This window comes from Lutibacter oceani (assembly GCF_003384935.1).
In the GTDB taxonomy this organism is placed as follows: domain Bacteria; phylum Bacteroidota; class Bacteroidia; order Flavobacteriales; family Flavobacteriaceae; genus Lutibacter; species Lutibacter oceani.
The window spans coordinates 529,707-541,705 of the sequence record NZ_QTTQ01000011.1 but is presented as its reverse complement, the minus strand read 5'-3'; the positions used below and the strand labels follow the sequence as shown (position 1 = coordinate 541,705).

At 32.3% G+C, this 11,999-nt stretch carries 8 protein-coding genes; all 8 read left to right on the top strand.

Translation table 11 applies throughout. The annotated features are described in order from the left end of the window. The first annotated feature begins 198 nt into the window (after positions 1 to 198). The 8 genes from BX611_RS11700 (at position 199) to BX611_RS11665 (ending at position 11,939) form a co-directional block, all read left to right on the top strand. Positions 199 to 1,767: a c-type cytochrome gene (locus BX611_RS11700; protein ID WP_240324996.1), complete on the top strand. Its 1,569-nt coding sequence runs from the start codon at positions 199 to 201 to the stop codon at positions 1,765 to 1,767. Positions 1,768 to 1,799: 32 nt separating this feature from the next. Beyond that, a complete protein-coding gene (locus BX611_RS11695; RefSeq protein WP_115881425.1) occupies positions 1,800 to 4,862 on the top strand; it encodes a TAT-variant-translocated molybdopterin oxidoreductase in 3,063 nt (1,020 codons plus the stop codon). 34 nt (positions 4,863 to 4,896) lie between these two features. Beyond that, the gene (gene nrfD, locus BX611_RS11690) at positions 4,897 to 6,612 is read left to right on the top strand and encodes an NrfD/PsrC family molybdoenzyme membrane anchor subunit (protein WP_115881423.1); all 1,716 of its coding nucleotides are present in this window, start codon (positions 4,897 to 4,899) and stop codon (positions 6,610 to 6,612) included. Between the two features lie 2 nt (positions 6,613 to 6,614). Next, a complete protein-coding gene (locus BX611_RS11685; protein WP_115881421.1) occupies positions 6,615 to 7,136 on the top strand; it encodes a DUF3341 domain-containing protein in 522 nt (173 codons plus the stop codon). Positions 7,137 to 7,144: 8 nt separating this feature from the next. Next, entirely contained in the window at positions 7,145 to 7,699 is a 555-nt protein-coding gene (locus BX611_RS11680) for a c-type cytochrome (RefSeq protein ID WP_115881948.1), read from the top strand. A gap of 28 nt (positions 7,700 to 7,727) precedes the next feature. Next, positions 7,728 to 9,053 (top strand): quinol:cytochrome C oxidoreductase, encoded by a 1,326-nt coding sequence (locus BX611_RS11675; RefSeq protein WP_115881419.1) that lies wholly within the window; start codon positions 7,728 to 7,730, stop codon positions 9,051 to 9,053. Between the two features lie 94 nt (positions 9,054 to 9,147). Continuing rightward, a complete protein-coding gene (locus tag BX611_RS11670) occupies positions 9,148 to 10,155 on the top strand; it encodes a cytochrome c oxidase subunit II (protein ID WP_115881417.1) in 1,008 nt (335 codons plus the stop codon). Positions 10,156 to 10,187: 32 nt separating this feature from the next. After that, positions 10,188 to 11,939, top strand: coding sequence for a cytochrome c oxidase subunit I (locus BX611_RS11665; protein WP_115881415.1), 1,752 nt, complete (start codon positions 10,188 to 10,190; stop codon positions 11,937 to 11,939). Positions 11,940 to 11,999 lie beyond the last annotated feature (60 nt).

Here is an 11,999-nt window from a genome sequence, read left to right as displayed (position 1 = left end):
ATTTAGAATATTCAAATGAATGTAAAAGAAAAATTCATTATTTAGAATGAATATAAATTAACTTTAACACAATTTTTACATTTTTAGTTTTGCATTTAAATAGTACTTTTGTCAAATCATTTTAAAAAAATGACATAAGTCATTATTTTTTTAATGAAAATATTGTACCAAACAAGAAAGAAAAGATTTTTTTTAAGTATGAAAAGTGTGAAACAACACAGTCCATTATCAAGATTAGTCATTAATAGTCTTGCTTTCCTTTTATTATTTTCACTTAATTTATCGGCTCAAGAGGGCGATGTTGTTAATGGAGAGAAGCTCTTCAAAAGCACATGTGCTGCTTGCCATAAGTTAGATAAAAAATTAGTAGGTCCTGCTTTAAAAGGGGTTACGGAAAGAAGAGAACAAGATTGGTTAATTTCTTGGATTAAAGATAGTCCAGGGATGATTAAATCAGGAGACAAATTAGCAATTCAAGTTTTTGAAGAGAACAACAAATTGCCAATGACAGCTAATCCACATTTGTCTGATCAGGATATTATTGATATTTTGGCCTATACCAAAGGTGAGCCAGCTGCAAAAGAAACAGTTGCTGTTGCTCAAGAAGTTGATCCAGGCGTTGAGCGTGGAAAACAGATTTTTAAAGCAAACTGTGCTGCTTGTCATAAATTAGAAGGGAAGTTAATTGGCCCAGAACTATTAAAAATAACTGATAAGCGTGATGCTGATTGGTTAAAGGCTTGGATTAAAGATAATAATGCTTTAGTTGCTTCTGGAGATAAGTTGGCAAAGGAAGTACAGGATAGTAATCCTGCAGCGATGACTCCTTTTCCACAATTGTCAGATCAGGACATTGATGATGTTTTAAAATATTTGGCAGTTGGCGATGTAAAACCAGTTACTGCAACTACAACATCTGCTAAAGATGAAGAAATTTTTAACAAACCAGGAATTGGTATTTTACCTTCGCTTGGTTTAACAATTTTAGCATTTTTATTACTTTCATTAATTGTTGCGGCAACTACAAATAAAAAAGTAGCTGAAGATGAGGAGGTAACTGAAAGTATGTTGAAATCATTAATTTTTAACCCTTTCTTACGTTTCTTAGCTGTAATTTTCTTTTTATTATTAGGAGCTTGGTTATTGTTTGGTTGGTTGTTGCAAATTGATGTTAACGAAGGTTATCAGCCAATTCAACCTATTGCTTTTTCACATGCAGTACATGCGGGTGATAATAAAATAGATTGTCAATACTGTCATTCTTCAGCAAAGCATAGTAAAACTTCTGGAGTTCCAACGGCGAATGTATGTATGAACTGTCATAAATCTATTTCAGAATACAACGGCGAATTATTTGGAGATTATTCAAAAGAAGATTTGGATAATGAAATTCAAAAAATTTATGATGCAGTTGGTTGGGATAAAGAAAATGTACAATACATTGAAGGTTATGAGCAAAAGCCAATTGAGTGGGTGAGAATTCACAATTTAGCTGATTTTGCATATTATAATCACTCTCAGCACGTAACAGTTGCAGGTTTAGATTGTCAAAAATGTCATGGACCTGTTGAAACAATGCATGATATGTATCAATTCTCTCCATTAACTATGGGGTGGTGTATAGACTGTCATAGAACTACTGAAGTTGATATGACTGAAAATGGATATTATAAAAATATTCACGATCAATTGGCGAAAAAGTATGGAGTAGAAAAAGTGACTGAAGCTCAAATGGGAGGTTTAGAATGCGGAAAATGTCACTATTAATAGTAATTACGAAGTAAATAATAAAATATAAAATGGCATCAAACAAAAAATACTGGAAAAGTGTTGAAGAGCTAAATACAAAAAGCTCTATTGTTGATACGTTAAAACAAAACGAGTTTGTTGAAGAAATTCCAACTGATGATTTTTTAGGTGATAAAGAAAATTTAGAAGCTTCATCAACAACACGTAGAGACTTTTTAAAGTATGTAGGATTTACAACAGCTGCTGCATCTTTAGCGGCTTGTGAAGGTCCGGTTGTTAAAACAATTCCTTATGTTATAAAACCAGATGATATTATTCCTGGTGTTGCTGAATATTATGCAACAACTATGGCTGATGGTTTTGATTTTGCAAATATTTTAGTAAAAGTTAGAGAAGGACGTCCAATAAAAATAGAACCTAATAAAGAAGCAAACGGAAGTACCAATGCACGTGTGCAAGCATCTGTTTTATCATTATATGATAGTCTTCGTTTAAAAGGTCCAAAATCAAATGGAAGTGATATTTCGTGGGCAGATGCTGATGGCCAAATTATTTCAAAATTAAATGAAGTAAAAGAAGCTGGATTGCCAATTGTTGTTTTAACTGGAACATGTGCAAGTCCATCTACTAAAAAATTGGTAGGTAAATTAAATGATACTTTTGGTAATGTAAATCATGTGGTTTACGATGCGGTTTCTGAATCAGCAGCTTTAGATGCTTTTGAAGCGATGTATGGAACAAGAGCCTTGCCAGATTATAATTTAGAAAAAGCGGATGTTATTGTTTCTATTGGAGCAGATTTCTTAGGAGATTGGCAAGGTGGAGGTTTTGATGCTGGTTACGCAAAAGGACGTGTCCCTAAAAATGGAAAAATGTCTCGTCATATTCAGTTTGAATCTAATATGACATTAACAGGAGCAAATGCTGATAAACGTTTAATGGTAAAACCATCTGAACAAAATTTAGCACTTATAAAATTATACCAAGCTGTTGTAAAAGGACTTGCTACAAAAGAAGCAAGTCCTTTAAATGATGCTGTTCAAAAAGCGGCAGCACAGATTAAAGCAGCTGGAAGTAAAGCTATTGTTTTAACAGGAATTCAAGATAAAAATGCACAATTATTAGCATTGGCTATTAACCAAGCTATTAGTAGTGAAGCTATTGATGTTGTAACTACAAAAAACATAAGAAAAGGAAATGATACAGCAGTTGCTCAGTTAATTACTGATATGAATGCTGGCAAAATTGGAGCCGTAATTGTAAATAATTCGAATCCAGTTTATACCTTACCAAATTCAGATGAATTTGTTGAAGGATTGAAAAAAGTTAAATTATCTGTTGCGTTCTCAATGCAAGATAATGAAACTGCAAATGCAGTTGAATATGCATTAGCTACACCTCATTATTTAGAGTCTTGGGGAGATGCTGTAATTAAAAAAGGACAGTATAGCTTAATGCAACCAACTATTAAACCTTTATTTGATACACGTCAGTTTCAAGATGTTTTATTAACTTGGACAGGAAGTACTGATTCCTATTACAATTTCTTAAAAGATTCTTGGAATACAGATGTGTTAAATGGTAAATCTTGGAATCAAGCTTTACACGATGGTGTTTTTGTTGTAGAAACTACTGAACAAGAAGAAGTTGTTTTAAATGAAGTAGATATAGATGCAGCAGGTTCAGAATTAGCTAAAACTCAAGGAAGTGATTTTGAACTAACTTTATATACAAAAACTGGTTTAGGTGATGGTCAAATGGCTAATAACCCTTGGTTACAAGAATTACCTGATCCAATTACAAGAACTTCTTGGGATAATTATTTAACTATTTCAAAAGCTGATGCAGAATCAATTGGTGTTGAGAATTACAATGTAGCTAATGGGGCTTTAAACGGTAGTTTAGTTGAAATATCTGTTAATGGTGTTTCAGAAGTATTACCAGCTCTTATTCAACCTGGTCAAGCTAAAGGTTCTTTAGGTTTAGCACTTGGTTACGGGCGTAAACAAGGTTTAAAAGCAGAAATGCAAACAGGTAAGAATGCTTACAAATTTTATAAAGATTTTAATAATCACCAATCTGATGTTTCATTAAAAATTGTTGAAGGTGAACACGAATTTGCATGTGTTCAGTTACATAATACTTTAATGGGTAGAGGTGATATTATTAAAGAAACCACTATTGAAGATTATAATAATATAGATTCTAAGGAGTGGAATAAAGTACCAATGGTATCTTTAGATCATAATGAAGTTGAAGCAACAACTGTTGATTTATGGGATTCTTTTGATAGATCAATAGGACATCATTTTAATTTATCTATAGATTTAAATGCCTGTACAGGTTGTGGTGCTTGTGTTGTAGCTTGTCACGCTGAAAATAATGTGCCAGTTGTAGGAAAATCAGAAATCAGAAAATCGAGAGATATGCACTGGTTGCGTATTGATAGATATTATTCACATGAAGAAGATTTTGCTGGTGATAATGAAAAGAAAGAAGCAGGAACTGGAGTTAGTGGTTATAAAAATACAATGGCTGAATTAGAAGATCCTTCTGAAAATCCTTCAGTAGCCTTTCAACCAGTGATGTGTCAACATTGTAATCACGCACCTTGTGAAACAGTTTGTCCAGTTGCAGCTACCTCACATAGCCGTCAAGGTCAAAACCACATGGCATATAACCGTTGTGTAGGTACCCGTTATTGCGCAAATAACTGCCCATATAAAGTACGTAGATTTAACTGGTTTAACTACCCTAATAATAGCGAGTTTGATTACAATATGAATGATGATTTAGGTAAAATGGTGTTAAACCCAGATGTTACTGTTCGTTCTCGTGGTGTAATGGAAAAATGTTCAATGTGTATTCAAATGACACAGGCAACTATTTTAAAAGCTAAAAAAGAAGGTAGGCCGGTAAATACTAACGAGTTTGAAACAGCTTGTTCTAATGCTTGTAGTACTGGAGCAATGGTATTTGGTGATGTAAATAAGAATGAAGATACAGTTACAAGTTTAGTTGAAGATAAAAGAGCATATCATTTACTTGAACACGTTGGTACAAAGCCAAATGTGGTTTATCATGTAAAAGTTAGAAATACTCAAGAAGGATAAAAATATTAATAAAAGATAATAATTAGATTAGATTATGTCGTCTCATTACGAAGCACCTATTAGAAGACCTTTAATTATTGGAGATAAAAGCTATCACGATATCACTGTTGAAGTAGCAGCTCCAGTTGAAGGTAAAGCAAATAAATTATGGTGGACAGCATTTACAATTGCGCTGTTAGCCTTTCTTTGGGGTATAGGATCAATTATATACACCATTGGAACAGGAATTGGAGTTTGGGGTTTAAATAAAACAGTAGGTTGGGCTTGGGATATCACTAACTTTGTTTGGTGGGTAGGTATCGGTCACGCAGGTACACTTATTTCTGCTGTATTGTTATTGTTCCGTCAAAAATGGAGAATGGGTATTAACCGTTCTGCTGAAGCAATGACAATTTTCTCTGTTGTTCAAGCAGGTTTATTCCCAGTTATACATATGGGACGTGTTTGGAATGCACACTTTGTATTACCTATTCCTAACCAATTTGGAACACTTTGGACAAACTTTAACTCTCCATTATTATGGGACGTTTTTGCAATTTCTACGTATTTATCGGTATCATTAGTTTTTTGGTGGACTGGTTTATTACCTGATTTTGCAATGTTACGTGATAGAGCTGTTAGACCTTTTCAAAAGAAAATTTATAGTTTATTAAGTTTCGGTTGGACAGGTAGAGCTAAAGATTGGCAGCGTTTTGAAGAAGTATCTTTAGTATTAGCAGGTTTAGCAACACCTTTAGTACTTTCAGTACATACCATTGTATCTTTTGATTTTGCTACATCGGTAATTCCTGGTTGGCATACAACAATTTTCCCTCCTTACTTTGTTGCAGGAGCTGTATTCTCTGGATTTGCAATGGTAAATACCTTGCTTATTATAATGAGAAAAGTTTCAAACTTAGAAGCTTATATTACAAAACAACACATAGAATTAATGAATATTGTAATTATGATTACAGGTTCTATTGTTGGGTGTGCATATATTACGGAGTTATTTATTGCTTGGTATTCAGGTGTTGAATATGAGCAATATGCTTTCTTAAACAGAGCAACAGGACCTTATTGGTGGGCTTATTTATTAATGATGAGTTGTAACGTTTTTTCTCCGCAATTTATGTGGTCTAAAAAATTAAGACAAAGTATTACATTCTCTTTTATAATTTCAATTGTAGTAAACATTGGAATGTGGTTTGAGCGTTTTGTAATTATTGTAACTTCTTTACATAGAGATTACTTACCATCATCATGGACTATGTTTTCACCAACATTTGTTGATATAGGAATTTATGTAGGAACAATAGGGTTCTTCTTTGTGTTATTCTTATTATATGCAAGAACTTTTCCTGTAATTGCACAGGCTGAAGTTAAATCAATATTGAAATCTTCTGGTGAAAATTATAAATTATATAGAGATGCAGGTGGTAAAAATCCAGCCCCATCTAAAGTAATTAAAGCTAAAAAAACTACTTCTGAAGTAATTGAAGAGGTTTCTGATCAAAAAAATGTTTTATTAGGAAATATAGGAATATTTGATAAAGCTACTCAAAACGCTGACGATTTAAAATTAATTAGCGGAGTAGGTCCAAAATTAGAAGAAACTTTAAATAATATAGGTATTTATAGTTTTGATCAGGTTAGTAAAATGACCGAAAAGGAATATGATTTGTTAGACTCACTTTTAGATTCATTTAAAGGAAGAGCAAAACGCGATGATTGGGCAGGACAAGCTAAAAACTTAAAAAATAACGAGTAATTATGAGCTCAAAAGTAATACAAGCAATGTATAATGATGATGACATCCTAATGGATGCTGTTAAAGAAGTTCGTGCAGCGCATCATCATATTGAAGAAGTTTATACACCATTTCCAGTTCATGGATTAGATAAAGCAATGGGATTAAAAGGTACAAGAATAGCAATAACTGCGTTTATGTACGGATGTGTTGGTTTTTCTTTTGCAATTTGGATGATGAATTATATGATGATTGAGCAGTGGCCTCAGGATATTGGAGGAAAACCTAGTTTTACATTCTTTCAAAATATGCCTGCATTTGTGCCAATTATGTTTGAATTAAGTGTGTTTTTTGCAGCGCATTTAATGGTAATTACTTTTTATATGAGAAGTAGATTATGGCCATTTAAAGAAGCGGAAAACCCAGATCCAAGAACAACAGATGATATGTTTGTAATGGAAGTAGCTGTTGATGGAAATGAAAAAGAGTTAATTTCATTTTTAGAAAACACAGGAACTGTAGAAATTAAAGTAACTGAAAAGTAATGATTAAAATGAAAAACATTTTAAAAATAACAATAGCATTGGCTTTCTTAATGTCTTTATCATCTTGTTGGGGTGATAAAACAAAGCCAAATTATCAATATATGCCGGATATGTATAAGTCTGTTGGATATGATACCTATGGTCAAAATCCAAATTATGCTAATGGTATGACTTCGCAACTACCAGTAGACGGAACAATTGCTCGTGGGCAAGTACCATATGATTATCCAAACACTAATGAAGGATATGATACTGCTAAGTTGGAATCTAAGAATCCATTAGATGTTAATGAAGTTAATTTGTCGAATGGAAAAAAAATGTATGATATTTATTGTATTTCTTGTCATGGAAAAGCAGGTGCAGGGGATGGAGTTTTAGTTCAAAGAGATAAGTTTTTAGGAGTGCCTAATTATAAAGACAGAGAAATAACAGAAGGAAGTATTCACTATGTAATTATGCATGGTAGAAATATGATGGGATCTCATGCTTCTCAATTAACGGCTGATGAACGTTGGCAAGTAACAATGTATGTTCAACAGCTAAGAACTGAATTATTAAAATAACACTTTTACTAAGATAGAATTTATTAATATGTATACCTTTTCAAGTAAATTAAAAACATTTTCTTACGCCTTAATGATTGTTGGTCTTATAGGTGTTGCTTACGGTTTTTTGTCTACACCAAATTCAGTAGAAGATGTTAAAGTATTATTAGAAGAAAGTCATGCTAGTCATGATGAAGCGGCAGTAAGTCATGAGCCTGAAGCACATGTAGTTGCTGAAGAATCTAACACAACTGCACATTCAGATGATACGCATGCGGAACACGCTTTTCATTATTTAAAAAACAAGCCTTGGTCAGCATTATATGTTGCATTGTTTTTCTTTTTTATGCTTTCATTAGGAGCATTAGCTTTTTATGCAATTCAGCACGCTGCACAAGCAGGTTGGTCAGTTGTATTGTTCAGAGTAATGGAAGGAATAACAGCATATTTACCAGTTGGTGCAATTTTATTATTTGTATTTTTTGTATTATCATCTTTACATTTTAACCATTTATTTATTTGGATGGATGCAGATGTTGTAGCTCACGATGAATTAATTCAAAACAAAGCAGGTTATTTAAATGTTCCTTTCTTTTTAATTAGAGCGGCTATATATATGGCTGGTTGGATTGCTTATCGTCAATATGCAAGAAAATTAACTTTAGCACAAGATAATGCAACTGATTTAAGTAATTATACTAAATTATTTAAAAGTTCAGCTGCATTCTTAGTATTCTTTTTGGTATCAGAATCAATGATGTCTTGGGACTGGATTATGTCTTTAGATCCACATTGGTTTAGTACTTTATTCGGATGGTATGTGTTTGCAAGTATGATTGTTTCTGCTATTACAACGATAGCTCTAGTATCAATTTACTTAAAAGGAAAAGGATATCTAGAATTTGTTAATAATAGTCATATGCACGATTTGGCTAAATTTATGTTTGGATTCAGTATATTCTGGACTTACTTATGGTTTTCACAATTCATGTTAATATGGTACGCAGATATTCCAGAAGAAGTTACTTATTTTGTTTCTAGATTTAATGAGTACAAAATTCCATTTTTAGGAATGTTAGTATTAAATTTTGTATTTCCATTATTAGTATTAATGAATAGCGATTTTAAACGTGTAAACTGGTTTATAGTTTGTACTGGTTTAGTTATTTTATTTGGACATTATATTGATATTTTTGTGATGATAATGCCAGCTACTGTTGGAGATCAATGGTTTATTGGAATCCCAGAAATAAGTTCCGTATTATTAATAGCAGGAATTTTTATTTATGTGGTATTTACAGCATTATCAAAAGCACCATTATTGGCAAAAGGAAATCCATTTATTAAAGAAAGTGAACATTTTCACTACTAAAACATAAAATATTCATATAGAAAGGAATCCTGAATTCAAATTATTCAGGATTTTTTTTATATTTGACACCACTAAAAAAATCTAATTTAAAAAAATGACAGCATTACTTTATATTTTATTGGCAATTGTTGTTGCCGTAGCCATATGGCAAATTGCAAGTATTCTAAATTTAAAAAGTGTAATTGCAACTGAAAAAGACAACAATACACAAGGGATTTTATTTGCAGCCTTTGGAATTTTCTTTTATGGGTTAATGATATTTTCTTTTGTAAAATACTCATCGATTCTGTTACCTGACTCAGCCTCAGTTGAAGGAGATAGATATGATACATTGTACATGGTTACAATGGTATTAATCTTAATTGTTCAAGCAATTACTCAGTTTTTATTGTTTTATTTTGCTTTTAAATATAGAGGTATAAAAGGCAGAAAAGCTTTATTTTATGCAGATAGCCATAAATTAGAATTAATTTGGACTGTTATTCCAGCTGTAGTACTCGCAGGATTAGTGCTTTATGGATTGTCAGTTTGGATTGATGTAATGGATGCCTCAGATGCTGAAGATCCGTTAATTGTTGAAGTATATGCAAAACAGTTTCAATGGGAGGCGCGTTATGCAGGTGAAGATAATGAGCTAGGTTTAGCTAATGTTCGAAACATTAAAGGAATAAACACTATGGGTGTTGATATGACTGATAAAAATGCATTAGATGATATTCCAACAAGAGAATTGCATTTACCTAAAGGAAGAAAAGTAATATTTAAATTCCGTTCGCAAGATGTATTACACTCTGCTTATATGCCACACTTTAGAGCGCAAATGAATTGCGTTCCTGGAATGGTAACTCAATTTGCATTTACTCCTTCAATGACAACTGAAGAAATGAGATTAAATGACAAAACTATTACTAAAGTTGAAGGAATTAATAAAATAAGAGCTGAAAAAGGAGAAGACCCTTATGAGTTTGATTATTTACTTTTATGTAATAAAATTTGTGGAGCTTCACATTATAACATGCAAATGAAAATTATTGTTGAAGAAGAAAGCGAATTTAATTCTTGGTTAAATAGTCAAAAAACTATGGCTCAGGTTGTTCAATAAAACTAACTACTACTTTACTAAAAAAATATAATATGTCAGATCATCATCATAAAGAAACATTTGTAACCAAGTACATTTTTAGTACTGACCATAAAATGATTTCTAAGCAATATCTAATTACAGGTATATTTATGGGTGTTATTGGAGTATTCATGTCAATGTTATTCCGTTTACAAATTGCTTGGCCAGAAAAATCATTTAGTATTATTGAAGCCTTTTTAGGGCATCACCAAGATGGAGGCGTTATGTCCCCAGACATCTATTTAGCAATAGTTACTATTCATGGTACTATTATGGTTTTCTTTGTTTTAACAGCAGGTTTAAGTGGTACCTTTAGTAATCTTTTAATTCCATTACAAATTGGTGCACGTGATATGGCATCTGGTTTTTTAAATATGGTTTCCTATTGGTTATTCTTTTTATCCAGTATTATCATGGTAATTTCTTTATTTGTTGAGGCTGGTCCAGCTTCTGCAGGTTGGACAATTTATCCACCATTAAGTGCATTACCACAAGCTATTCCTGGTTCAGGATTAGGAATGACACTTTGGTTGGTATCTATGGCTATATTTATTGCTTCTTCTTTATTAGGAGCATTAAATTACATTGTTACGGTACTTAATTTAAGAACTGTTGGTATGAAAATGACACGATTACCATTAACTATTTGGGCCTTTTTTATTACTGCAATTATTGGTGTGGTTTCATTCCCAGTACTTTTATCAGCAGCATTGTTACTGATTTTTGATAGAAGTTTTGGCACATCTTTCTATTTGTCTGATATTTTTATCCAGGGAGAAGTATTACACTATCAAGGAGGTTCTCCAGTTTTATTTGAACATTTATTTTGGTTCTTAGGGCATCCTGAAGTATATATTGTTTTGTTACCGGCATTGGGTATTACTTCTGAAATTATTTCAACAAATTCGAGAAAACCAATTTTTGGTTATAGAGCAATGATTGGTTCAATTATAGCTATAGCATTTTTATCTACTATTGTTTGGGGGCATCATATGTTTGTTTCTGGTATGAATCCATTTTTAGGTTCTGTATTTACTTTTACAACATTATTAATTGCTATTCCTTCAGCAGTAAAAGCATTTAATTATATAACTACACTTTGGAAAGGAAATCTTCAAATGAATCCTGCTATGCTGTTTTCAATTGGATTGGTTTCAACTTTTATTTCTGGTGGACTAACAGGATTAGTGCTAGGAGATAGTGCTTTAGATATAAATGTTCACGATACATATTTTGTGGTAGCTCACTTCCATTTAGTAATGGGTGTATCTGCAATTTACGGTATGTTTGCAGGTGTATATCATTGGTTTCCTAAAATGTATGGTAGAATGATGAATAAAACATTAGGTTATTGGCATTTCTGGATTACAGCGGTTGCAGCATACGGAGTTTTCTTCCCAATGCATTTTATTGGTTTGGCAGGTTTACCACGTAGATATTATTCAAATACAGCATTTCCACTATTTGACGATGTAGCAGATGTAAATATTGTAATTACAATGTTTGCAATTTTAGGTGGGGCGGCTCAAATTATTTTCTTGGCAAATTTCTTTATAAGTATTTATAAAGGTAAAAAAGCAACACAAAATCCTTGGAAATCAAATACCTTAGAGTGGACAACACCTATTGAGCATATACATGGAAACTGGCCTGGAGAAATTCCAGCAGTTCACCGTTGGCCATATGATTACAGCAAACCAGGACATGAAGAAGATTATGTTTGTCAAACTACCCCTTTAATGGACGGTGAAGAAGAATCATAAAGTTATAAATAATTTATAATAAAAAAACCTTTCTATATTTTTAGAAAGGTTTTTTTATTT

Excerpts from the sequence above, each read along its gene's own strand:
- BX611_RS11700 (WP_240324996.1), top strand. The coding sequence starts at position 199 with ATGAAAAGTGTGAAACAACACAGTCCATTATCAAGATTAGTCATTAAT.
- BX611_RS11695 (WP_115881425.1), top strand. The coding sequence starts at position 1,800 with ATGGCATCAAACAAAAAATACTGGAAAAGTGTTGAAGAGCTAAATACA.
- nrfD (WP_115881423.1), top strand. The coding sequence starts at position 4,897 with ATGTCGTCTCATTACGAAGCACCTATTAGAAGACCTTTAATTATTGGA.
- BX611_RS11685 (WP_115881421.1), top strand. The coding sequence starts at position 6,615 with ATGAGCTCAAAAGTAATACAAGCAATGTATAATGATGATGACATCCTA.
- BX611_RS11680 (WP_115881948.1), top strand. The coding sequence starts at position 7,145 with ATGAAAAACATTTTAAAAATAACAATAGCATTGGCTTTCTTAATGTCT.
- BX611_RS11675 (WP_115881419.1), top strand. The coding sequence starts at position 7,728 with ATGTATACCTTTTCAAGTAAATTAAAAACATTTTCTTACGCCTTAATG.
- BX611_RS11670 (WP_115881417.1), top strand. The coding sequence starts at position 9,148 with ATGACAGCATTACTTTATATTTTATTGGCAATTGTTGTTGCCGTAGCC.
- BX611_RS11665 (WP_115881415.1), top strand. The coding sequence starts at position 10,188 with ATGTCAGATCATCATCATAAAGAAACATTTGTAACCAAGTACATTTTT.